The organism is Qipengyuania gaetbuli (assembly GCF_009827315.1).
Taxonomy (GTDB): Bacteria; Pseudomonadota; Alphaproteobacteria; order Sphingomonadales; family Sphingomonadaceae; genus Qipengyuania; species Qipengyuania gaetbuli.
In genome coordinates, this window is sequence record NZ_WTYF01000004.1 from 752,307 (window position 1) to 775,126 (window position 22,820).

General features: G+C 59.5%; 27 protein-coding genes and 1 pseudogene. 19 read left to right on the top strand and 9 right to left on the bottom strand.

The window, feature by feature from the left end:
- Nucleotides 1-60: 60 nt before the first annotated feature.
- The 5 genes from groES (at nt 61) to GRI42_RS06045 (ending at nt 3,105) form a co-directional block, all read left to right on the top strand.
- A complete protein-coding gene (gene groES / locus GRI42_RS06025; RefSeq protein WP_066760610.1) occupies nt 61-375 on the top strand; it encodes a co-chaperone GroES in 315 nt (104 codons plus the stop codon).
- Nucleotides 376-427: 52 nt separating this feature from the next.
- A complete protein-coding gene (groL, locus tag GRI42_RS06030) occupies nt 428-2,047 on the top strand; it encodes a chaperonin GroEL (RefSeq protein WP_160607421.1) in 1,620 nt (539 codons plus the stop codon).
- A gap of 4 nt (nt 2,048-2,051) precedes the next feature.
- Nucleotides 2,052-2,192, top strand: a complete 141-nt coding sequence (locus tag GRI42_RS06035; protein WP_160607422.1) for a hypothetical protein — start codon at nt 2,052-2,054, stop codon at nt 2,190-2,192.
- Nucleotides 2,192-2,374, top strand: a complete 183-nt coding sequence (locus tag GRI42_RS06040) for a DUF465 domain-containing protein (RefSeq protein WP_160607423.1) — start codon at nt 2,192-2,194, stop codon at nt 2,372-2,374. The genes GRI42_RS06035 and GRI42_RS06040 overlap by 1 nt, the downstream gene beginning before the upstream one ends.
- A gap of 254 nt (nt 2,375-2,628) precedes the next feature.
- Complete coding sequence (locus tag GRI42_RS06045; RefSeq protein ID WP_199800434.1) at nt 2,629-3,105, top strand: Hsp20 family protein; 477 nt, start codon at nt 2,629-2,631, stop codon at nt 3,103-3,105.
- A gap of 3 nt (nt 3,106-3,108) precedes the next feature.
- On the opposite strand, the gene GRI42_RS13820 is transcribed toward GRI42_RS06045, so the two are convergent.
- Entirely contained in the window at nt 3,109-3,285 is a 177-nt protein-coding gene (locus tag GRI42_RS13820) for a hypothetical protein (RefSeq protein ID WP_170290002.1), read from the bottom strand.
- A 63-nt stretch (nt 3,286-3,348) separates the two neighbouring features.
- Between GRI42_RS13820 and GRI42_RS06050 the strand changes: the two genes are divergently transcribed.
- A complete protein-coding gene (locus GRI42_RS06050) occupies nt 3,349-3,708 on the top strand; it encodes an Hsp20/alpha crystallin family protein (protein WP_234033869.1) in 360 nt (119 codons plus the stop codon).
- 51 nt (nt 3,709-3,759) lie between these two features.
- Here the strand turns inward: GRI42_RS06050 and GRI42_RS06055 are convergent, their stop codons facing one another.
- The 3 genes from GRI42_RS06055 to GRI42_RS06065 form a co-directional block, all read right to left on the bottom strand.
- Nucleotides 3,760-4,830 carry a S1C family serine protease gene (locus GRI42_RS06055; protein WP_234033870.1) on the bottom strand — a complete coding sequence of 357 codons (1,071 nt, stop codon included), beginning with the start codon at nt 4,828-4,830 and terminating at the stop codon, nt 3,760-3,762.
- Between the two features lie 502 nt (nt 4,831-5,332).
- Nucleotides 5,333-5,872, bottom strand: coding sequence for a group I truncated hemoglobin (locus GRI42_RS06060; RefSeq protein WP_160607425.1), 540 nt, complete (start codon nt 5,870-5,872; stop codon nt 5,333-5,335).
- Between the two features lie 31 nt (nt 5,873-5,903).
- Entirely contained in the window at nt 5,904-6,803 is a 900-nt protein-coding gene (locus GRI42_RS06065; RefSeq protein WP_160607426.1) for a DUF3034 family protein, read from the bottom strand.
- Nucleotides 6,804-6,901: 98 nt separating this feature from the next.
- On the opposite strand from GRI42_RS06065, the gene GRI42_RS06070 reads away from it, so the two are divergent.
- The 3 genes from GRI42_RS06070 (at nt 6,902) to GRI42_RS06080 (ending at nt 11,077) form a co-directional block, all read left to right on the top strand.
- Complete coding sequence (locus tag GRI42_RS06070; RefSeq protein ID WP_160607427.1) at nt 6,902-7,513, top strand: cupredoxin domain-containing protein; 612 nt, start codon at nt 6,902-6,904, stop codon at nt 7,511-7,513.
- Nucleotides 7,510-9,810: a putative bifunctional diguanylate cyclase/phosphodiesterase gene (locus tag GRI42_RS06075; protein WP_160607428.1), complete on the top strand. Its 2,301-nt coding sequence runs from the start codon at nt 7,510-7,512 to the stop codon at nt 9,808-9,810. The genes GRI42_RS06070 and GRI42_RS06075 overlap by 4 nt, the downstream gene beginning before the upstream one ends.
- A gap of 199 nt (nt 9,811-10,009) precedes the next feature.
- A complete protein-coding gene (locus GRI42_RS06080) occupies nt 10,010-11,077 on the top strand; it encodes a sensor histidine kinase (protein ID WP_160607429.1) in 1,068 nt (355 codons plus the stop codon).
- Here GRI42_RS06080 and GRI42_RS06085 read toward each other — a convergent pair.
- Both GRI42_RS06085 and GRI42_RS06090 read right to left on the bottom strand, forming a co-directional pair.
- The gene (locus GRI42_RS06085; protein ID WP_160607430.1) at nt 11,074-11,481 is read right to left on the bottom strand and encodes a response regulator; all 408 of its coding nucleotides are present in this window, start codon (nt 11,479-11,481) and stop codon (nt 11,074-11,076) included. The two genes, GRI42_RS06080 and GRI42_RS06085, sit on opposite strands and share 4 nt — an antisense overlap.
- Before the next feature lie 201 nt (nt 11,482-11,682).
- Nucleotides 11,683-12,012 carry a hypothetical protein gene (locus GRI42_RS06090; protein WP_234033872.1) on the bottom strand — a complete coding sequence of 110 codons (330 nt, stop codon included), beginning with the start codon at nt 12,010-12,012 and terminating at the stop codon, nt 11,683-11,685.
- Nucleotides 12,013-12,290: 278 nt separating this feature from the next.
- Here GRI42_RS06090 and GRI42_RS06095 point away from each other — a divergent pair, with 278 nt between their 5' ends.
- The 5 genes from GRI42_RS06095 to GRI42_RS06115 all read left to right on the top strand — a co-directional run bounded on the left by GRI42_RS06095 (nt 12,291) and on the right by GRI42_RS06115 (nt 15,839).
- Nucleotides 12,291-12,629 (top strand): ArsR/SmtB family transcription factor, encoded by a 339-nt coding sequence (locus GRI42_RS06095; protein ID WP_160607432.1) that lies wholly within the window; start codon nt 12,291-12,293, stop codon nt 12,627-12,629.
- The gene (locus GRI42_RS06100; RefSeq protein WP_160607433.1) at nt 12,629-13,099 is read left to right on the top strand and encodes an ArsI/CadI family heavy metal resistance metalloenzyme; all 471 of its coding nucleotides are present in this window, start codon (nt 12,629-12,631) and stop codon (nt 13,097-13,099) included. Before GRI42_RS06095 ends, GRI42_RS06100 begins: the two co-directional genes overlap by 1 nt.
- A 9-nt stretch (nt 13,100-13,108) precedes the next feature.
- Nucleotides 13,109-13,609: an arsenate reductase ArsC gene (locus tag GRI42_RS06105; protein WP_160607434.1), complete on the top strand. Its 501-nt coding sequence runs from the start codon at nt 13,109-13,111 to the stop codon at nt 13,607-13,609.
- Nucleotides 13,606-14,676, top strand: a complete 1,071-nt coding sequence (gene arsB / locus GRI42_RS06110; protein WP_160607435.1) for an ACR3 family arsenite efflux transporter — start codon at nt 13,606-13,608, stop codon at nt 14,674-14,676. The genes GRI42_RS06105 and arsB overlap by 4 nt, the downstream gene beginning before the upstream one ends.
- A gap of 224 nt (nt 14,677-14,900) precedes the next feature.
- A complete protein-coding gene (locus GRI42_RS06115; RefSeq protein WP_267904402.1) occupies nt 14,901-15,839 on the top strand; it encodes an amidohydrolase family protein in 939 nt (312 codons plus the stop codon).
- A gap of 100 nt (nt 15,840-15,939) precedes the next feature.
- On the opposite strand, the gene GRI42_RS06120 is transcribed toward GRI42_RS06115, so the two are convergent.
- The 3 genes and pseudogenes from GRI42_RS06120 to GRI42_RS06130 all read right to left on the bottom strand — a co-directional run bounded on the left by GRI42_RS06120 (nt 15,940) and on the right by GRI42_RS06130 (nt 18,084).
- Entirely contained in the window at nt 15,940-17,328 is a 1,389-nt protein-coding gene (locus GRI42_RS06120; protein WP_160607436.1) for a M20/M25/M40 family metallo-hydrolase, read from the bottom strand.
- A 202-nt stretch (nt 17,329-17,530) separates the two neighbouring features.
- Nucleotides 17,531-17,764, bottom strand: a pseudogene (locus GRI42_RS06125) (tyrosine-type recombinase/integrase); the annotation flags it as partial.
- Nucleotides 17,662-18,084: a hypothetical protein gene (locus tag GRI42_RS06130; protein WP_160607437.1), complete on the bottom strand. Its 423-nt coding sequence runs from the start codon at nt 18,082-18,084 to the stop codon at nt 17,662-17,664. The gene GRI42_RS06130 and the pseudogene GRI42_RS06125, both read right to left, overlap by 103 nt.
- 57 nt (nt 18,085-18,141) lie before the next feature.
- On the opposite strand from GRI42_RS06130, the gene GRI42_RS06135 reads away from it, so the two are divergent.
- The 5 genes from GRI42_RS06135 (at nt 18,142) to GRI42_RS06155 (ending at nt 22,820) form a co-directional block, all read left to right on the top strand.
- Nucleotides 18,142-18,720, top strand: coding sequence for an OsmC family protein (locus GRI42_RS06135; protein WP_160607438.1), 579 nt, complete (start codon nt 18,142-18,144; stop codon nt 18,718-18,720).
- A 209-nt stretch (nt 18,721-18,929) separates the two neighbouring features.
- A complete protein-coding gene (locus GRI42_RS06140) occupies nt 18,930-20,180 on the top strand; it encodes a flavin-containing monooxygenase (RefSeq protein ID WP_160607439.1) in 1,251 nt (416 codons plus the stop codon).
- Between the two features lie 11 nt (nt 20,181-20,191).
- A complete protein-coding gene (locus GRI42_RS06145) occupies nt 20,192-21,355 on the top strand; it encodes an NAD(P)/FAD-dependent oxidoreductase (RefSeq protein ID WP_160607440.1) in 1,164 nt (387 codons plus the stop codon).
- Between the two features lie 50 nt (nt 21,356-21,405).
- Nucleotides 21,406-21,771, top strand: a complete 366-nt coding sequence (locus GRI42_RS06150; RefSeq protein ID WP_160607441.1) for a group I truncated hemoglobin — start codon at nt 21,406-21,408, stop codon at nt 21,769-21,771.
- A 2-nt stretch (nt 21,772-21,773) separates the two neighbouring features.
- Nucleotides 21,774-22,820 (top strand): adenylate/guanylate cyclase domain-containing protein, encoded by a 1,047-nt coding sequence (locus tag GRI42_RS06155; protein WP_160607442.1) that lies wholly within the window; start codon nt 21,774-21,776, stop codon nt 22,818-22,820.

Here is a 22,820-nt window from a genome sequence, read left to right on the forward strand (position 1 = left end):
TCCTGCCGATCATCCGGGGGAGGCGCTGTAAGTCATTTCGCTTTGTAATGGAGGTTATGCATGCATTTCCGACCTTTGCACGATCGCGTGCTGGTTCGCCGTATCGAGGCCGAAGAAAAGACGGCCGGCGGCATTATCATCCCTGACACCGCCAAGGAAAAGCCGATGGAAGGCGAAGTCGTCGCCGTTGGCCCGGGGGCGCGTGACGATGCCGGGAAGCTGGTGGAACTCGCCGTCAAGGCGGGCGACCGCATCCTGTTCGGCAAGTGGTCCGGCACCGAAGTGCGGATCGACGGCGAGGACCTGCTCATCATGAAGGAGAGCGACATCCTCGGCATCATCGAAACTGCCGCCGAGCTCAAAAAGGCGGCGTAAGCAACCAACCCGATCTTCGGTTCAATCGAAAGAAGAGAAAGGAGCAGGCCAGATGGCTGCGAAAGAAGTAAAGTTTGCGTCGGATGCGCGTGATCGCATGCTCCGCGGCGTGGATACGCTTGCAAATGCGGTCAAGGTAACTCTCGGCCCCAAGGGCCGCAACGTGGTGATCGAGAAGAGCTTCGGTGCTCCTCGTATCACCAAGGATGGCGTCACTGTCGCCAAGGAAATCGAACTCAAGGACAAGTTCGAAAACATGGGCGCACAGATGCTGCGCGAAGTCGCCAGCAAGCAGAACGACAAGGCGGGTGATGGCACCACCACCGCCACCGTTCTTGCCCAGGCCATCGTGCGCGAAGGTGCCAAGGCGGTTGCTGCCGGCATGAATCCGATGGACCTGAAGCGCGGTATCGACCTCGCCGTCGGCACCGTGGTCAAGGACCTCGAAAGCCATGCCAAGAAGGTGTCCGCCAACAGCGAAATTGCACAGGTCGCGACCATTTCCGCCAATGGCGACGAAACCGTCGGTCGCATCCTTGCTGAAGCCATGGACAAAGTCGGCAACGAAGGCGTGATCACGGTCGAGGAAGCCAAGAGCCTCGAAACCGAGCTCGAAACGGTCGAGGGCATGCAGTTCGATCGCGGCTATCTCTCGCCCTACTTCGTGACCAACGCCGAAAAGCTGAAGGTGGAACTCGAGGATCCCTACATCCTCATCCATGAGAAGAAGCTGTCGAACCTGCAGGCGCTGATCCCGCTGCTCGAACAGGTCGTGCAGTCGGGCAAGCCGTTGCTGATCATCGCGGAGGATGTCGAAGGCGAAGCCCTGGCTACCCTAGTGGTCAACAAGCTGCGCGGCGGCCTCAAGGTCGCGGCGGTCAAGGCACCCGGCTTCGGCGATCGCCGCAAGGCCATGCTGGAGGATATTGCCATCCTCACCGCCGGCAATGTGGTCAGCGAGGAACTCGGCACCAAGCTGGAAAATGTCACGATCGGCATGCTCGGCCGGGCCAAGAAGGTCATCATCGACAAGGACAACACCACCATCGTCGATGGTGCCGGTAACAAGGCCGACATCGACGCCCGGGTCAACCAGATCCGCGCCCAGATCGAGACCACGACCAGCGACTACGACCGTGAAAAGCTGCAGGAACGCGTGGCTAAGTTGGCTGGCGGCGTTGCCGTCATCCGCGTCGGCGGTGCGACCGAAGTCGAGGTCAAGGAGCGCAAGGACCGTGTCGACGACGCGCTGCACGCAACCCGTGCTGCTGTCGAGGAAGGAATCCTGCCAGGTGGCGGTATCGCCCTGCTGCGCGCACTCAAGTCGCTGGAGGGCCTCAAGGCCGCCAATGACGACCAGCAGTCGGGTATCGACATCGTGCGTCGCGCCCTGCGCGCCCCAGCTCGCCAGATCGCCGAAAACGCGGGTGAAGACGGTGCCTATATCGTCGGCAAGCTGCTCGAAGGCGACGACTACAACCATGGCTTCAACGCCGCGACCGGCGAATATGAAGACCTGGTCAAGTCGGGTGTCATCGATCCGGCGAAGGTGGTGCGCACGGCGCTGCAGGATGCGGCTTCGGTCGCCTCGCTGCTGATCACCACCGAGGCGCTGGTAGCCGAACTGCCCAAGGAGGACACGCCCGCACCGATGCCGGCGATGGACTTCTAACAGGATGGGAGAGCGCGGCCTCAAGCCGCGCTCTCCCACCTTCCACGCACGGCTGGCGGCAGTGCTGCTTCGGCGCCTGCTGAGCAAGGCAGGCTCCAAGCACGGCAACATCGGAGGACTGGTCGAATGCGAGAGGAGGAGATGATGACCGACAGGTACCTGGACTATCTTTCACGCGAACATGCGCGGCTAGAGGACGAGATCCGGCTTGAAAGCAAACGACCCCGGCCTGACGAAGTTCTGATTGCCCGCCTGAAGAAGCTCAAACTGGCGCTCAAGGACCAGATGCAAGGCTGGGCTCCGATCCCGCGAGCAGCGATCCGTTGACCGCGTAAACGGTCTGGATCCAATCATATTCACTCCTGGAAGAAGGCCAGGCGCACCTCTATCGGTGCGCCTGATTTTCTCTTGCAAAAAACTGATAACAAACTGAAAAAATTTCATCGGGTCTTGAAACTAATTGCGCGTTTCCCAATTTTATCAGTGCCGGATGCCATAACGGGTCCGGTTGGACAGAGGGCGTCGGCTCTTGGTTCCCCGCGCCTCTTATGCCCAGATTGCTCAACAAGGAGGATTTGGAAATGAGAACTGCATTTGATTTGACCCCCTATCGCCGCTCCACGGTCGGCTTCGATCGGCTTTTCGATGCGCTCGAGAACAGCTTCCGCGCCGAGACGCAGGACAGCTATCCACCCTTCGACATCGTTCGAACCGGCGAAGACAGCTACCGGATCACTCTGGCGGTTGCCGGCTTCCGTCCGGACGAAATCGATATCACTGCACAGCAGAACCAGCTCGTCATTTCCGGTCAGAAGACCCAGAAGGACGAAGACGGTGTCGAATTCGTTCACCGCGGTATTGCCGCCCGCGCGTTCGAGCGCCGGTTCCAGCTGGCCGACTATGTCGAAGTGCGCGATGCGAACTACGAGCACGGCATGTTGACGATCAATCTCCAGCGGATCGTCCCTGAATCGCTCAAGCCCCGCAAGATCGCCATGCGAAGCCGTGAGCATGTCAATGACGACACGCCGCAGCTGACCGAAGACAAGGCGGCCTAAGCCTCAACCACCGGGCAAATCCTCGGCGGGGTGGGTGCAATCGCGCCTGCCCCGCTTGACGAAGCTTGCCTGAACCAGTCGGTAAATAGGAGGAATGTCGAGATGGCTATTCACGATCTCTTTCCCTGGAAAAGCCAGGGCTAGGACATTGCTCCCCGGCAGGAGGAGCGGGTCGATCATCCGGTGATGTCGCTTCATCGGGATATCAATCGCTTGTTCGACGACATGTCTTGACGCTTGTCCATGCCCTCGCCGCCTTCCATCGGGCGCAGCCTTGGCTGGCCGCGGGTCGAGCTATCGGAGAACGACAAGGAAATCCGGGTCACGGCCGAGTTGCCGGACATAGAGGAAAAGGACATCGAAATCAGCCTGGACGATCACCAGCTGGTGATCCGGGGCGAAAAGAAGTCCGAAACCAGTGACGAGGAACGCGGCTATTCCGAACGCAGCTATGGCCGCTTCGAGCGTCGCATCGGCCTGCCCTCGCAGATCGACGAGGAGAAGGTTGAGGCGGCCTTCCGTAATGGTGTTCTCACCGTTACGGTTCCGCGCACCGCAGAAGCGGCAAAGTTACGCAAGACGATCTCGATCAACGCCGGTTGATGGCAGCCGTGAGTGCCGGTCTCCCCAATGGGACCGCCCCCTCTTCATGCGTTAGCTTCCCGGTTCAAGTTCGAGCCTGACCGTTCGCTCTTCGCCGCCGCGTATCAGCGTGAGCTCGACGCTTTGTCCGACCCGAAAATCGTCAAGCCGGGCGAGCAGATCGCCGACTCTAGAAACGGGTTTGCCGTTCAAAGCGGTAACGATGTCCCCTGGAACGACACCGCGCCTCGTGCGCTGGGCAGCAACCAGACCGGCGCGATCCGCTGATGAACCGGGATCGACCCGCAAGAGAAAAACCCCTTCGATCCCCGAAGCACGTTTGAGCCGATCGTTGATATCGTCATCGCTTTCAACGCCAAGGCTGGGCCGCGTGTAGCGACCCTCGGAAATCAGCTGCGGCACGACCCGCATGACCGTATCGACCGGCACGGCAAAGCCGATCCCGGCCGACGCCCCAGAGGGACTATAGATCGCGGTATTGATCCCGATCAGTCTGCCTGCCGAGTCGAGCAGCGGACCACCCGAATTGCCTGGATTGATGGCGGCATCGGTCTGGATCAGGTGCCGAATGTCGGGGCCATTTTCATTCGGCAGCGAACGATCTAGCGCCGAAACAATCCCCTTGGTCAGGGTCCAGTCTAGGCCGAACGGGTTTCCGATTGCGAAGACATTCTGTCCGACCTGCAGGTCGCTGCTTGTGCCGATTGGCACCCGTGCGGGCGCAGTGAAGCCTGCTCCGCCGATCTTCAAAACAGCAAGGTCGTGCTGAGGGCTCGCACCCACCAGTGTGGCGGAAAACTGGCGACCGTCGGCAAGCTGTATCTGCGCTTCTGATGCACCCTCGATGACATGATAGTTGGTGAGGATATGACCTGCCTCGTCCCATACGAGACCCGAGCCCGATCCGCGCGGCACGCTATAGACATTACGTGTCCAGAAATCGGCCACCCGCTGCCGTGTGGAAATGAAGACGACGGACTCGCGTGCATTCCGGAACAGGTCGATAGTGGCGCGTTCATCCGCAGCTAGGTCTCCACGCGGAGTGACCATCCGTGGCTCGGCCACCGGAGCCGACTGGTTGAAGATCAAAGATACTGTTGCAGCTAAGAGGAGCCCATTCATTATGATCAAAACCACTATCCATCGACGCGAATTTGGCGTTGCCTTCGTCAACGATTTTCTCATCACAGATAAATAGCGCCGGTTATGTCAGGATCAACGTAACGCCTCTTCATTCTTGGATCGACAGCGGTATCGACAAATTTCAATCCATGATCGGACATTGGGGAAGTCCATAACCAAGGCAAAGCTTCTAGTCCGGGTTCAGGCAACCCTTAAAAGAGCTCGAACGTCCGCAACGGGGCCGATTGCGGTCAGTCCGGTTTCGGTAGCACAATGGGAAAAGCGGACAATTCGATCACGGTCTCCACATCGCTTCCCTGCTATTCGTCGTCATTCAGTCCCATTGGATCCACATAAATCGTCTCGATAGGGCGGGATGGGCGCACTTGATTCAACGAGACGGATAACCACACGCGCGCGGTTCCAGCGACTGAATCTGCTCAGTCTTTGTTGTAAACGCTTTGCACTCGCTGGTGCGATCACTGCACCAGGACCTGCAACCCTATTCGCCCGTGACATCCTTCGACATCGGGGCAAGCTTTGCCAGGAAGCGGTTTTGCGCTGCAAAGGGCACGCCCTGTTCGCGCATCGACTGCTGCAGGTTCTCGACCAAGGCGTTCATGTCGCGCATGGTCACGCCCATGTTTTCATGCGCCTTCGCCATGTCGCGCCCGGTGTAGTCGCAACCGGCGTTGAGCATGTAGCAGAACTGTTCAAACAGCGTCCGCTTGAGCCGGACCATGTCATGCGCCGCGAAGATGGCCGCGATGCGCGGGTCTTCCTGCGACAGGTCGACGGTGCGTTCGGCAATGGCGCGGATGCCGTCCTGGCCCCCGAAGGTCGCGGCCATCTCAGTACCGCTGAAAGGTCTGGCACCGGCGTTGGCGTTGCTCTGTTCATAGGGGTCAACCGGAATCTCCCCGGTCACAGGGTCCCGCACCTGTTCCTCGACGCCGAATTCCTTGTCCCAGTCGATAGCGCTCTCGGCATCGACGGGCGGGACTTGCTGGAGCAGAAGCAGGGCGAGGGGGAGAGCAATCATCGACAAGGGTTCCGGTAAGGGCAGGATGGGATCAGAAGGCGAGCTGAGCGGAGAAGAATCCGCCGCGCTGCTTCTCGAAGGTCGCGATCGAGCCGAGATCGACATAGGCGGCGGTCAGGGTGACGTTGTCGGTCAGGGCGTAAGCGGCGAACAGGTCGATCCAGTCGTCCTCACCCAAGCCCAGATTGTCGGGCTTGGTGCGCAGTTCTGCGCCGACCACTGCGCTGCGCGACAGCTGGTAGGCTAGCGAACCCTCGAACTGGAGCGAGCGGCCGTCGTCCGCCGCATTGCCGAAACCGAGCAGCCCGCCCTCGTTGGCCGAGGTATAGCGGACAGTCGCGGACGCGAGCACGCTGTGCGACAGGAACAGTTTGGAGGCACTGACGAACAGGTCGGTGCCGGCGGCACTGTCGGCCCCCACGGCCTGTACCACGGCGGCGTCGCGGCTGCGCTTGTGCTGGATCCCGACGCTGATCTGCGGCAACAGCGGATCGCCATAGACGAGGTCGCCGACCAGGCGCACCTTGGCCCCGAATACATCCTGGTTGAAGGTGTAACCCTTTCCGAGGCCAAGCGCGGCACCGGCATCGCGGGTGTCGAAGTTCTGCCGGGCGTAGGACAGCTCGAACCGGTTGGCGATGCCGACCGCGATGCCGTGGCTCTGCCAGCCGAAATCTGGCAGCTCGATCAGCGTGACATGGCCGGTCAGGCCAACGCCGCTGTCGGTCTCAAGCCCGCCGATGGTCGCCCAGGTCGCGACACCGCCGCCGCTGGAGCCTTCGATGCCGGTGACGCCGTTGGTCAGCAAGAGCTTGCCGGCTTCGAACAGCGGATCATCGCTCTCTACCGGTGGAGCGTCCTCCGCCGCGGCTGGAGTAGCGACGAGCGCGAGCGCCAGCGTCGGCGCGAAAAGGGCGAAAAGTCTGCTCATTGTCAAAAGCATAGCGGGACATGGTTAAAGCCGGACTAACTGCAAGGGCGACTGCCGGGGTGTGGTTCGTTAAGCTTTACCCCTTAGGGCGGGCGGCGATGAAAAAGGTCGCATTCTTCCTGGCATTCCTTGCTGCCGGTATTCCTGCTGCACACTTGCTGGCCGCAGGCAGCACCTCCGCGCGCGTGCAGGTGGTCGACGAGCGCGGCCTCCCCGTCCGCGATGCGGTGGTAGAAATTACGCCCGCCGCCGGTACCAAGTCTCCGTCGGGCTTCGCCTGGCGCGCCGCCATGGCGCAGAAGGATCTGCAGTTCACCCCCGGGACGTTGATCGTCGCCAAGGGTTCCACGGTGGCATTTCCCAATCTCGATAAGGTCCGCCACAGTATCTACAGCTTCTCGAAAATCGCCAAGTTCGAGATCGATCTCTATGGCCGCGACCAGACCCGGACCCAGCGCTTCGCGATAGCAGGCACGGCGGCGCTGGGCTGCAACATCCACGACGCCATGCGCGGCTATGTCCGTGTGGTCGAAACGCCCTATGCAGCGAAGACTAACGCCAACGGAATCGTCGACCTGTCCGACGTGCCCAGCGGCAAGGCCACCATTACAATCTGGCATCCGCGTCTGCGGGCGCCAGCCAACGAGACGAACTTCGACGCATCTGTGACCGCGGATTTCTCCCGCAAGTACACGGTTAAGCTGCGATGAGCGCGTTCGGCAGGATCGACATCCTCCGCTTCGGTTCGCTGAAGTTGCGGATGGCTGCGCTATATGCGGCGCTGTTCGCCGCCGTGCTGGCGGTCATCCTCATTATCGCGGGTCAGGGTATTGCGCGGTTTGCCGAGAACGCCTCGACCCGCGACCTGGCGGCCAATGCACGGGTCTTTGACGAGATCCTCGAACTGCGGGCCCAGCAGATGCGCAGCACGACCGACGTCCTTTCGCGCGACTTCGGCTTCCGCGAGGCAGTCGCCACCAATGACCGACCGACCATTGCCAGCGCGCTCGACAACCTTCGCGCTCGCTCGTCCGGAGGATCGGCCTTCGTCGTAGGCTACGATGCGACACTCACCGGCTCGACCGGCGATCCGATGCCTGATCCGCTGAGCCTGTGGGAGTCGCTGGACGAAGGGAAACAATTCGGAGTGATCATGCAGGGCGACCGGCTCGCTCTAGCCACGGCCTCCCCGGTGGAAGTACCGGATCTGGTCGGCTGGCTGGTCGTAACGCAGCCGCTCGACGATGCCGAGCTGGCACGATTGACGCGCCTGGCTGCGGTCGATCTCGATGCCTCGGTTGTCCGGCTAAGTCGCATTCCCGATGCAATCGGCACGGCCCCGCTCGGCGAAGTCTTCGAACGGGAAGAAGGCGAGCGCATGCTGTACCGGGTGTCGGCCCTGCCGTCGCTCGAGGTTAGCCTCAATCCGCGGCTGGTACTCAGGCATTCGCTGACGCGTTCCCTGGCTGAATATTCAGGCATTCGCTGGCTTCTGGCGGCGCTCGCCATTGCCGGACTATTGCTGGTAGTCGCTCTAAGCTGGCGAGTGGCCAAGACGATCACTGCACCGCTACGCAAGCTCGATGAGGCGACTCGCTTGGTCAGTGCAGGCGAGAAGGTCGAAGTCTCCGTCGATACCAACGACGAAATCGGACGCCTCGCTGGCAGCTTCAATGCGATGATCGAAGCTATAGAAGAGCGCGAAAAGAAGATCGTTCATGTCGGCTTGCACGACGGACTGACAAGCCTGCCCAATCGCAAACTTTTCCTTGAACAGCTGGCCCTGTCGCTGGCTCGGCGGAAGAACGATCACAAGGTCATGGTGGTCTACGCCGATCTCGATGATTTCAAAGTCGTCAACGATACGCTCGGCCACCCTGCAGGCGACACCTTGCTGCGAAATGTGGCGGAGCATTTGCGTGGCTCGCTGGCGGACGCCACCATTGCGCGCCTTGGAGGCGACGAATTCGCGATCCTGATCGACGGCATTGCGCCAAGCGTCGACCTCAACACGTTGGCAGGGCAAGTCCAGGCCTGCTTCATGCGCTGGATCGAAATCGAAGGGCAGAAGGCCGATTGTTCGGCAAGCTTGGGCATTGCCGTTGCGCCAGGGGATGGCGATGACGGCATCACCTTGATGAAGCACGCTGACCTCGCTCTTTATCGCGCCAAGCGCGAGGGCAAGTGCTGTTATCACTTCTTCGAACCCGCCCTCGACGAGCAGGCCCGCCAACGGCGACAGATGGAACTCGACCTGCGCCGCGCCATCAGCGAAGGCGAGTTCGAACTCTACTTCCAACCGCTCTACAGCTTGTCAGAGGAGCGGCTGAAAGGATTCGAGGCACTGATCCGCTGGAACCATCCCACGAAGGGCATGGTCTCTCCCAACGATTTCATCCCCCTTGCCGAGGAAACGGGGCTGATCCTGCCCATCGGAGAATGGGTCGTTCGCGAAGCGTGCCACCAGGCTAGCCGTTGGGAAGATGGTTTGTCGGTTGCGGTCAATATTTCGCCCAAGCAGTTCACTTCGCCCGATCTGGTGACGAAAATTCTCAACGCCATCGCCGCATCGGGGATCGGGGCAAATCGGCTGGAGCTTGAGATTACCGAGAGCATCTTCATCGCTCAGGTCGACAAGACGATGGCAATCCTGCACCAACTTCGCGCGCTGGGCGTACGTATCGCACTGGACGACTTCGGCACGGGATATTCCTCGCTAAGCTACCTTCGCTCTTTTCCCTTCGACAAGGTCAAGATCGACCGTAGCTTTGTTACCGACCTGGCGACCGGTGAGAATGGCCACGCCATCATCCGCGCGATCACAACCCTTGCAGAAGCACTGGGAATGGAGACTCTGGCGGAAGGCGTCGAGGACGAACAGCAACTGGAAATCCTCCGTCGGGAGGGCTGCCGCAGCATTCAGGGATTCTTGCTCAGTCGGCCGATGTCCGCGACACAGGTTTTGGCTTGGGCCGATAAAGAGCAGGACCTCGCGAAAGTTGGATAGCCTGTCGTCACCGCTGTACCTTGATTTTCCCATTGGCTCCTGACCAATTCGGGGCCGCAAGCGGACTGTCCGCTCTTCAGCTAATCCACTTAAATTCGCACACCACGATGAGCAGCTTCCTTGGGAACCATCCATCAAAGTGGCTTTTTTATGCACAACGGCTCAAGGGAACGCCCCGGCCAACAAAGGAAAGTCTCGCATGGCTTCGAGCGTCGTCTCTGCCTCCAAAAATAAAGCAGCGAGATCGACATCTCCTCCTCCCCTCTCGGATTTCGGGGCATTGCAGCTAGCAGGCGATGCGTTTCATGCGCTCGCCGACACCATGCCACAGATTGTTTGGTCAACCCTCCCGGATGGATCACACGACTATTACAACGCTCGCTGGTACGAATTTACCGGAGTTCCGATAGGTTCAACAGATGGTGAGGGCTGGGCTGCACTTTTCCATCCCGAGGATCAACCAAACGCATGGGCGAAGTGGCGACATAGTCTGGAGACCGGTGAGCCTTACGAGGTCGAGTATCGTTTAAGGCATCATAGTGGAGAGTACCGATGGATGATCGGACGTGCTTCCCCCATCTACAACGGCCAAGGTACGATCCAGCGCTGGATAGGCACGTGCACGGATGTGGATGACCAAAAGGCGATCGCGTTACAGAACGAAATTCTCAGCCAGGAACTCAGCCATCGGATCAAGAACATTTTCGCGATCATCTCAGGACTGGTCAGCCTTTCGGCTCGCGCGGAGCCCGCTCTGAGTTCTCTTGCCAAGGAACTTCTGGGGCGTATCTCAGCCCTTGGCCGCGCCCACGAATTTGTACGCCCACACACCGAGAAATCGCGCCCGATCGTAGGCGACGGGCATTTCTCAGCTCTACTTGAGCAAATTTTCATCGCTTACCACGCGTATTCGGAGGGCAGGATCACGGTCAGTGGCTCGGAGATTCCAGTCGATAGCAAGGCAGCAACCCCCGTCGCTCTCGTGTTCCACGAGCTGGCTACCAACGCGATCAAGTATGGTTCGCTTTCAAGCGACAAAGGGACCGTGAGTATAAAAGTTAATCAATCTGACGAGTTCGCGCAGATAATTTGGCGAGAAGAAGGTGATTCGTGTCGTGAACCGCAAGCCATGGCTGCAGGCTTTGGGACGCGTCTGATCGATATGGCGGTGCGCCAACAACTTGGTGGGGATTATACCAGACGGTGGTCGGACAAAGGTCTTCGCATGGAAGTTAAGATTCCACTGAAACGCCTGAGAGCTTCTTAGATCGCCTGAAACATTTGAAGACGTGGTGGCGGCGTCGGGGTCAACCCGCGCTTGTAAGCAAACGCAAACTCAAGCACCTCGTCCAACACTCTCAGGTCTACAGGCTTTTCCACGGCTCCTAGCGTTCCAGGGACTCCTGCTGACAATTGCTGCGGGTTTGCAGTCACGAAAACGACCTGCATGTCATACTCTCGCGCAAGGCGGGCACCGATCTCCGGACCGGTGGCGCCATCAGCGAGATTGACGTCCACTAGCGCAACATCGATCTCGTCCGAGGCGAGGCTCAACGCGCTTTCGAGATCATCCGCAGTCCCGGCAGACACATAGCCGAGGTCTCGAATGACCTCTTCCATTTCGGCAGATATAAGGAATTCATCTTCGATTATCAGGATGGAGGGTTTCATGGCAGTGCTGAAAGTTACGTTCTAGATCAGCATTGCAATTCCTCGTTCGTGATATTGGTTCCCAAATTCGCTAACGGCTTACCGCAAGATTCTAACGAAAACACAGCGGCAGTTATCGGATAAGGGGCCTCTAGCAATCGGTCTGCTTTCGGCTCATCTTATCGAAAAGCGGTCATTCCGCTTCCGCCCCGATTGCGGACGTTAAGTCGCAGTGTTGCTGCGCCAACGCACAATCGAAATAATTACTAGAAAGACCGCGCTCCCGACAATGGCGGTGAGAGCAACTGCATCGATCAAGTCGGGACCATCGAACAACCACCACGACGCACAGACTACGGCAGGCCCGACGATGCAGAGCACGATGAAATTCCGCCAATAGAAGTCAGCAAAAAACCAGATTACGGCAAACAGCGAGGCGAACCAAGGGATTGAGATTATGCCGCCAGCGAGCATTCCTACCCATGCCCCGTTTCCAAAGCCTCCTGATGTTCCAATCGTGCCATAGAAGCCAACGACGATGAGGCCGATCAAATGCGCTGTTATAGCCGCCCGGATTAGCTCCGCTCGCTTGCTGGGGGTTTGCATAACGGGATACTGCCAAGGTAGGGCGCATTGAGCAATGTCAGCTTTCCACCCAATCTGACGACGCTTTCACCGAGCTAGCGATGTGCCAGGAGCGGACGGGCAGCTAACGACCCGAAACGCGACATTGGCCACCTCACTCGATCGTCTGAGAGCGGACATCAGCTCGCTTGACGACTTCATCATGATTCGATATTTTGATACTTATCGAATTATTGGAGTGATCAATGCAAGCCGATCGCGTCATCCGCGCCCTCTCAGCCTTGGCACAGGAACACCGCCTCGCTGCATTCCGGCTCTTGGTGCAAGCGGGCGATCAAGGAGTCGCTGCCGGCGTGCTGGCCGAAAAGCTCGACGTTCCCCCATCGTCCATGAGCTTCCACTTGGCCCAGCTCGCCAATGCGGGATTGGTAACCCAGCGGCGCGAAAGTCGCTCCATCATTTATTCGGCGGACTATGCCGCGATGAACGGCCTGATGGGCTACCTCACCGAAAACTGCTGCGGCGGCATTTCCTGCTCCGAAAACGCCGAGTACTTTCCTTCCTCCCAACGAAAGAGCGCGTGATGAAACGCTTTCATGTGCATGTGGGCGTGACCGACATCGACAAGTCGATCACGTTCTATTCCAGTCTATTTGGCTCCGATCCCACGATCGTAAAGGCGGATTACGCCAAGTGGATGCTCGACGATCCCCGCATCAATTTTGCGATCTCGATGCGCGAGGATGCGGCCAAGGGCATCGAGCACGTCGGCTTACAGGTCGAGGACAAGACCGAACTCGAAGAGGTCTATGGCCGCCTAAGAGCTGCAGACCGTCCCGTGCTCGAAGAAGGTGCAACGACCTGTTGCTATGCGCAATCGGAAAAGAGCTGGATCGCCGATCCCGATGGCGTGGTGTGGGAAGCCTTTCTTACCGATGGCGAGAGCACGACCTACGGCGGCAATCCTGATCTCCATCAACTTGCCTCCGCCGACGCCGCGTCGAGCGCTTGCTGTGCACCGCAGCTCACTCCCGCCAAGACCTCCTGCTGCTGAGGTTACCAAATGTCCGATCAACCGCTGAACGTGCTGTTCCTGTGCACGGGCAATTCCGCTCGCTCGATCTTGGGCGAAGCTATCCTCAACCATGACGGCGAAGGCCGATTCAAAGCCTACAGCGCCGGGAGCAATCCAACTGGCACCGTCAACCCTTGGGCGATCCACACGCTCAAGGCTTTGGGCTATCCGGCAGACGGCTATTCCTCAAAGAGTTGGAGCGACTTTGCTCATGGGCCAGAGTTCGATCTGATCTTTACCGTCTGCGACAGCGCAGCGGCGGAGACGTGTCCGATTTGGCCTGGGCGTCCGACCTCGGCACACTGGGGTATTCCCGATCCGGCGGCGGCAGAGGGCAGCGATGCTGAGAAAGCAGCGGCCTTCCTCGATGCCTTTCGCATGCTCAAGCGGCGCATCGACCTGATGCTGGCGCTCCCGATTGCCAGCCTTGAGCAAATTGCCCTGCGCGAAAGGCTGCAGGCCATCGGAAAGGACGCTGACAAGCAATGACCTCTGCAACTGCTGACTTGGATGCCCGCGCAGCGGGTTTGGGCCTGTTCGAGAAATGGCTCTCGGTATGGGTCGGCGCTGCGATCCTCGCTGGAATTACGCTTGGCAATGCCGGGCCAGAGTTGTTCGCGTCGCTAGCGGCTATCGAATACGCCTCGGTCAACCTCGTCGTCGCGGTGCTGATCTGGGCGATGATATTCCCGATGATGGTCTCAGTCGATTTCGGCGCGGTGCGTCGCGTCGGTGACAAGCCAAAGGGCCTGATCATCACGCTGGTAGTGAACTGGCTCATCAAGCCTTTTACGATGGCTGCACTTGGCGTGCTGTTCTTCGAGATCGTTTTTGCCGACTTGATCGCGCCCGCCGACGCGCAGGAATATATCGCAGGACTGATCCTGCTGGGTGCGGCCCCTTGCACCGCGATGGTGTTCGTATGGTCGCAGCTCACCAAGGGCGATCCGGCCTATACGCTGGTGCAAGTCGCAGCGAACGACCTTATCATGATCTTTGCTTTCGCGCCCATCGTGGCGCTGCTGCTCGGTGTGACCGACATATCGGTGCCTTGGGAAACGCTGCTGCTCTCGGTCGTACTCTATGTGGTCGTGCCGCTCGTAGCGGGGGCATTCATACGCCGCCGACTGCTCGCGACGCATGGCGGTGATGAAGCTGCGGTTTCTGATTTCACCGGAGGCATAAAGCCGCTCTCGATCCTCGGCTTGTTGCTGACGGTGCTGCTGCTGTTCGGCTTTCAGGCCGAGACTATTGTCGCGCGCCCCCTACTGATCGCGCTGATCGCCGCGCCGATCATCGTGCAGAGTTATGGCATTTTTCTCGTCGCCTATGGCTGGGCCAAGGCGTGGAAAGTGCCGCACGCGGTCGCAGCACCCTGCGCGCTGATCGGCACATCCAACTTCTTCGAACTGGCGGTGGCGGTTGCCATCGGTCTGTTCGGATTGGGCAGTGGCGCTGCGCTTGCTACGGTCGTCGGTGTACTGGTCGAAGTGCCCGTCATGCTGTCGCTGGTCGCGATTGCAAACCGAACGCGTGGCAGCTTCCCAGCCAATTAAGCTCCAAGCAGACAGTCCACTATCCACCCCATCTGAAGCCGCTTTCACCAAGCTAGCGACGTGCCACGAGCGGACCAGCAGCTAACGACCCGATTGCGGACATACGTCCAACGGTGCACATTCTGCTCCGGGAGGGCTCAATAGTGCGCAGCTTACTCGTCGCCTTGTTCGCATTTGCTTCTGGATCGGCTGAGGCGCAGGAGGCGCGAGAGCCCATCATCGATATGCACCTACATGTCCGCTCCGCCGTCTACGCGGGCCAAGACCCTCCGCCGATGTGCACGCCCTTTGAGGTAATGCCCAGGTCCGACAATCGAGACGGCGTTTATGAAGGGATGGATTTCAACCACCAACCTTGCGACAAACCGATCCCCGCTGCCTCAAGCGACGAGCAGGTGATGCGTGACACTCTCGCGGCCATGGAAAAGTTCAATATCTACGGTGTGGTAAGTGGAGAGCCAGGGTCGCTCGCCCGATGGTTAGCTGCAGCACCACGCAGAATTATTCCAGCCGTGGACTACCGGCTTTCGGGAACCCGCGGATCGAAACACGTTCAGGCTAGAACTACTGAACAACTTCGCGGCCTTCATGCTGACGGCAAGCTGCGTGTCATCGGAGAAATCATGGCGCAGTACGAGGGCATTAGCGTCGATGACCCGCGGATGGAGCCGTTGTGGGCGCTTGCTGAAGAACTTGATATTCCTGTGGCAATCCACATGGGCCCGGGTGAACCTGGTCAGCCTTATTCTGGCGGCGGTTATCGCGTCTCCCTTGGCGACCCCCTGCTCCTTGAGCCGGTGCTTGTCCGGCATCCAAAACTAAGGGTCTCCATCATGCACGCGGGCTACCCAATGGCAGACCGGATGCGGGCGCTGATGTTCAGCTATCCGCAGGTCTACGCGGATATCGGCGGCATAGTATATACCGAGCCAAGGACCACCTTTTACAGGTTTTTGCGCGAGTTGGTGGATGCAGGTTACGGAGACCGCATTATGTTCGGTTCCGATCAGATGATTTGGCCCGGAGTCATCGAGCCAGCGATCCGGACAATTGAAGATGCGCCGTTTCTCACATCAGCTCAGAAGCGTGACATCTTCTACAACAATGCTGCTCGCTTCCTTCGCTTAAGCGAGACTGAAAGAGCTGCACACGGCGGGCGCTGAAAGACCGCTTTCCACCCATCTGGCGACGCTTTCACCGAGCTAGCGCCGTGCCAGGAGCGGACCGGCAGTGATCGACCCGATTGCGAACATCCTTTACCGATCATGTGCCAGAAAGAATGCGGAGAAACTCGGTCATGATTGGGATCTGACCGTGATAGGCTTCTACCAGCATCCGCTCGTCCAGACCGTGACTGCCCGAGGATGTGCCTGAGATCCCCCAGTCTCCACTCAAGCCGTAAACCGGAATGCCGGCATTTCGTACAAACGCCCCGTCAGTCGCCCATGCCGACATCATGGGCACGACCGGGGCGTCGGGAAAGCGTGTTTCCAGAGCAAACTGGTAAGCTTGCAGGATGTCATCTCGGGGGGCGGTGGGTTCAGCAGTGGGTGTGGTTGAACCCTCGACAAGGCTAACCTCAATATCAGGTCCTGAAGCGCCCTGTAACTGGAGCCTTACGTCTTCAATCTTGACGCCAGGAAAGATGCGACAGTTCACGTTGGCTTCGGCTCGTTGCGGCAAGGCGTTCGGGGCGTGGCCGCCGGAAATCATCGTCGCAACGCAACGGGTGCGTGTATAGCCAGGCAATATTGCTTCGACGAGATCTGCTTTTTCGCGGTTATCGGGATCTGCTAGCCAAGCCTTGATAATCTCGCCCAACCGTCCCCCGTCCCGATCTGCAAACATCTGAAATTGGGCCCGGGAGCCCTCGTTGATCATAGGAAGGAAGCGATGCGCCTCGATGGCCTTTATGGCACCTGCAAGCGCATAGATCGCATTGTCGGGACGCGGTGTAGAACTATGTCCGCCACGGTTTGTCGCGGTTAGCTTGAAGTCTGCAACAGCCTTCTCGGACAATTGCAGCATGAACGCTTCTACCTTCCCATCGCGCGTCACCGTTCCCCCGCCGGCGTCGAAGTTTATCGCATACTCAGCGTCGACGAGGCTCCGCCATTCAGTGACAGCACGTCTGGCACCGTTTCCAGTGGTCTCTTCATCGCCGGTAATAAGAATTACGATGTCGCGGGATGGCCGAAAATCTTGGCGCCGAAGTTCCTGCAACGACAGGAGCAGACCCGCCAGCTGGCCTTTGTTGTCGGCAGTCCCGCGACCGAGATAATAGCCATCTTCCTCGCGCAACTCGAACGGAGGGTTCCGCCAGTCCTCCGGTTTGGCCTCAACCACATCCATGTGGGCCATCAATAGAATTGGCTTGCTCTCATTGCTTCGTCCTGCCGGCCAACGAGCAATAAGCGTCTGTGTGCCATCGTGATCTTTGATCTCGATTTGCGTAATTCCAGCCTTCTCGAGTTCGCGCCTCAGAAGCAGTGTCAACCTTTGAAACTCTTCCGTACGGCCTGCGACCGTTTGGATCTCAATCATCGAACCAAGCAAAGCCCGCTCGGAAACTCGAGCTGGATCACCGTCAGTCTCGCTTTCGGCATTCGCTTGAGATGGCAGGCACAGTCCAAGCAATACGAATGAAATCAATCGACGTATCAGCAACCCCGCCTCCCTCGGAAGAGTATCGGTCGACGTCTTACTTCATAAATTTCAACGACGCGAATCTGATCGCTCTGATCAGGGGATCTTGTAAGTTGGGAATGTCCGCTTACCACCCAGTATTGGACATTCATGACCACCTGGTCGACCGGAAAGCGGCCCTTCCGCTTTAGGAGGGGCCGCCTCCGTCTCAGATCTCCGTTCGCTCAGCGAGGAGCAAAGCATCTTCGATATCCACACCTAGATACCTGACAGTGTTCTCGATCTTGGAATGACCGAGCAATATCTGGATGGCTCTCAGGTTGCCCGTAGCCTTGTAGATCATCGAAGCCTTCGTTCGCCGCATCGAGTGTGTCCCATATTCCTCTCGGCGAAGTCCGATGGCTGTGACCCACTCATCAACCAATCCAGCATACTGCCGGCTGCGCTAGCGCCGCGATCTTGCTTTGCCACCAGCTCCAACCGGCCCGACGGCTGGGCAGCGCCCGTCAAGGCAACCTTGATGTGCCGGTCGCGGTTGTAGATGTCGGGAAGGACTGTGTCGGCAATCCGGCCGCTCACTGGCTGACCGCTAGCAGCAACCCTCATGCCCTGCAAATCAGTCACGAACTGGGTGGGAAGCGGACAGTCATAGCTCTTCTGTTCAATCAAAAAAGCTGACGATCTCGTTCCTGAACTTTGAAACAACTGAAATGAAATATCGATCGTTGCGGCATCCAACAGAAACATTGGCGGCCCATTCATTCACTCGTTCTCCCGTCACGGTGACGGGCAGTGCAGAGATTGAATGGAGACCCACAAATGACCAATACCATGACCAAGCCCGCTCGCGTCGCCATGAACGGCGTCGACGTCCCGACTTTCATCGCCACGCTCGGTGCGGTCGACAACCAGCGCGAAATCGCGCGCTTCACCTTCCGCGCCAATGGCCAGTGGCTTGCCGGTACGCATAGCCGCGTCGAGTTCAAGGACTTCTACGGCGCTTGTTCCGAGAACGAGCACAACCAGACCTACGCGATTGAAGGCGACCACCCCGAAGTGCTGTGCGGGACCGACAATGCCCCGACCCCGGCTGAATTGCTGCTCGGCGCACTTTCGGCCTGCCTGACTGCCGGCATCGGCAACATCGCCTCGATGCGTCAGGTCGAACTCGAATCGGTCGCATGCACGGTCGAGGGCGATATCGATCTCAACGGCATCCTCGGTCTCGACCCGCAGGTTCGCAACGGCTTCCAGGGCGTTCGCGTTACTGTCGCCATCAAGGGCAATGCCGATGACGAAACGCTCGAAAAGATCGTGCGCCAGTCGGTTGCCCGTTCGGCCGTGTTCGACGTGATGACCAACGGCGTCCCCGTCTCGGTTGCCGCCAAGGTCGGCTGACCCAAGCCTCCGAAAGTGTGGCGGCGCTCTTCGCGACCCGAGTTGCCGCAACACTGGCCCGTCGGTCTTCAGGACCGGCGGGCCTTCCTTTTGCCACCAGAGCTCGCTGTCGCTGCTGAAACCTTTGAAACAAAAAACCGCAGTTGGCGGCACAAGAGCGATACGTTGGCAGGCGAAAAGGGACGGACCAATCCAACGGAGTTCGTCCCATGACACAGTTCATCGATTGCCTGATTATCGGTGGAGGCCAGGCCGGTCTCGCGATGAGCCGCAGCCTGCTCGACGCAGGAATCGAGAACGTCGTGCTCGAACGTGGCAGCATTGCCAATCGCTGGAGGACGGCGCGCTGGCCTTCGCTGCGGCTGCTGACTCCAGGTTGGATGACCCGCCTGCCCGGCCAGCAGTTGGCAGGGCGCGAGGAAGGTTTCCTCCGTGCTGGCGACCTTGCCGCCCGGCTGCAGGACTATGCAGCGGGCCAGGGCCTTCCCGTTATCGAGAAAATCGACGTGCTCGCACTCGAGAAGCTGGGCGACCGCTTTCGTGCCGTTACTTCGCGCGGCAGCTGGATCGCACGCAGCGTTGTCGTTGCGACCGGTGCCTGCGACCGACCGCGTATTCCGTCTTGGGGCCGTGACCTTTCGCCAAGCCTCTACCAGATTGCCTCGACCCAATATCGCGGCGCCGAACAGCTTCCCCAAGGCGGCGTTCTTGTCGTCGGGGCTTCGGCAACTGGCGTCCAGCTCGGGAGCGAGATTGCGGCGTCGGGCCGCAAGACCATCCTCGCGGCAGGCAGCCACGTGCGTTCGCCGCGCCGTTATCGCGGCCGTGACCTGTTCGACTGGCTTGATGCCAGCGGCTTTCTTGCTGAGCCGAACGCGACAGGCCGCTCGCCCGCCCAGCTCATGGCCCAGCCTTCGATGCAGCTGATCGGCAGCGACGATAATCGCGAAATCGATCTCTACAGCCTCGCGCGCCGTGGTGTGATCATTGCCGGCCATGCCTCTGGCGCGTTAGGCAGCGTCGTAGGCTTTGCCGATGATCTTGCGCGCAGCCTCGGCCTTGGCGAGCGCCGCCGCCAGCGGATGCTCAGCCAGATCGATGCCTTCATCGGCTCAGCAGGCATCGATGCTCCCGAGGACCCCGCCGCCCGCCAGAACACCGGCCTCCTCATGCCAATGAACGGCGCCATCGACCTTGCCGGACACGGGATTTCTACCGTGCTGTGGGCGACCGGTTACCGGCGCGACTACTCCTGGATCCATTTCGATGCCTGCGATGCAGACGGCGAACTGAGGCAGGAGGGCGGCCTGTGCGACACGCCAGGCCTCTACGTGCTGGGCCTGCCTTTCATGCGCCACCGCGCATCCAGTTTCATCGACGGTGTCGGCCGCGACGCCGAAGCCCTCGCCCCCGTCATTGCCGCCCGGCTCGGAGCTTCCGACACCCTGCAAGCAGCCTGAGGAGAATAAACGTGACCGACAATATCCTTCCCACACATCGTTACGATGCCGTCGTTGTTGGAGCACGCTGCGCAGGCGCGGCCACTGCGATGCTGATGGCGCGCCACGGTGCGCGCGTGCTGATGATCGACCGTGCCGCAGAAGGAAGCGACACACTTTCGACCCATGCGCTGATGCGCGGGGCGGTCATGCAGCTTCACAATTGGGGAGTCCTGCACTCCATAACTGCGGAAAACACGCCGCCGATCCATCGAACCTCCTTCATCTACGGCCATGCCGACCCGATCGATATCGACCTGTCCGACAGCTTCGGCACGCGCGCGCTTTATGCGCCGCGCCGAACGGTGCTCGACCGTCAGCTGGTCCGAGCGGCGCGCGAGGCCGGGGTCGACACGCTTTTCGGCGTTTCCATGACCGGCGTGGTCAAGGAAGGCGCAGGGCGCATTAAAGGCGTCACTATCAAGGGCCGGCAGGGTACACACACGCTCGCCTGCGACCTGGTGATTGGCGCCGATGGTCGCAATTCCTCGCTCGCAAAGCATGTTGGTGCGGGACTGATCAAGCGCGGCACCAACATGTCTCAAATCGCTTTCGGCTATTTCACGGGCCTCGGCCAGCGCGGCTATCGCTGGTACTGGGGCGAGGATTGCGGCGGCGGCGTGATCCCCACCAATGACGGCGAGGCCTGCGTATTCCTGTCGGCTGCGCACGATGGGCCCTATGACCTGCGCGGCATGCGCGGCGCCGATGCTTTTGCCTACGCGGCCAGTAAGATGATGCCGCAGATGGCGGATGAACTGCGGGGAGCGAGCCTTTCCGGCAAGATCCGCTGCTTTGGCGGCCAGCCGGGACACATGCGCGAGGCTTGCGGAAACGGTTGGGCGCTGGTTGGCGATGCAGGCTACTTCAAGGACCCGATTACTGCGCATGGTATCACCGATGCGCTGCGCGATGCGCAACTGCTGGCCGACAGCTGGGCGTGCGGCAGGCTCGACGATTATCCTGCCGTCCGCGATGCCTTGTCGCACGACATCTTTCGCTTATCCGACGAGATCGCCGGTTACGACATGGGCCTTGAGGGACTGGCTGCCCTGCACAAGTCGCTCAACACGGCAATGCAGGCGAACCAGCTCTGGATCGCCGAGAACCTATACGCCACTCGGGCGGCGGCTTGATTTTGCTCTGTCATCAGAGCAGCATACCGCTTTGCGGTGGGGAGGCTATCATGGCTCAACAGCAATCGATGTTCGACAAATACGGTGGTTTTTCGGTGGTCAGCAAGATCGTGCTGGACCTCTACGAACGACTGCTGGACGACGATGATCTCGGCCCATTCTTCGATGATGTCGAATTTGCGCGGATCGTCGATCACCAGACAAAGTTCGTGTCTTCGGTCATGGGCGGTCCGGCTTCCTACACCGACGTGCAGATCCAGAAGCTCCACAGCCACCTCCCGATTTCCGATGCGCATTTCGACAAGCTCGCCCTCATGCTGACCCAGGTTCTCCAGGACCATGGGGTCGAGGATGAGGACGCACAGGAAGTCGTCGGCGCCTTTGCGCAGCGTCGCGGTCTCGTGGTGAACGACTGAGCATGTCGATCGAAGCCATCAACGAGCAGTTGCTCCGCGCCATCGGTGTGGGCGTTGCCCTTCTCGACACATCGGAGCTCAAGTTCCGCTTCTTCAACGACACCTTCAAGGAATGGTTTGCCGAGATCGAGACCGGGCAGCAACTGCGCGACGTCTTTCCTGATATCGATACTGCGGAGGTGATCAGGGCGCTTCAGGAAACCGGCCAGTTCACGAGCGAGGCAAGCTTTCGCATTCGCCGTCGCATGATGACGATCGCGATGACGATCAATCCCGCACTCGAGGGCAACCAGAAGGTCGCCGTTCTGGTGTGCCAGAACATCAGCCGGATCAAGGAACTGGAATCGATGATCGATTCCTATTCGATGATGGTCGAACGCAACACGCGAGAGATCAAGCGCGAGAAGGAGCAGGTCGAAAAGCTGCTCCTCAACATGATGCCGCGCTCGGTCTACGAGGAATACAAGACTTTCGGCGTGGTCACGCCGCGCACCTACGAGAACGTCGCGGTTCTGTGCCTCGATTTCTCCGGTTTTTCGGCCACGGTCGAGCAACAGGACGCCGGCGTGATCGTCAGCGAACTGAATGATATCTACACCGCATTCGATCGTATCGGCGACCAGTTCGGCTGCGAGCGGATCAAGACCGTTGGCGATCTCTACATCACCGTTGCCGGTATGCCCGATCCATCGGACCGGTCCATCCAGTCGGTGTCGGACGCAGCGGTTCGCTTCGTGCGCTATCTCGAAAATCGCAACAAGAGCCACCCAGTCGACTGGAATTGCCGGATCGGCCTGGCCGCCGGTTCGGTGATCGGATCGGTGGTGGGTGTGCAGAAGTACATCTACGACGTTTTCGGACCGGCCGTGGCGGATGCCATGCGCCTGCGCGAAGCGGCGGGAGCGATGGAGATCGTCGCGGCGGCTGACTTTGCCGAGCGGTTCGGCGAAGCGCATGAGACCGAGGCTGCCGGTTCCGGCGCACTGGCTGACGGAACAGCGGTGGAACTCGTCCGGGTGCTGTCCGGGAACGGCAGCTTGAGCCATTGA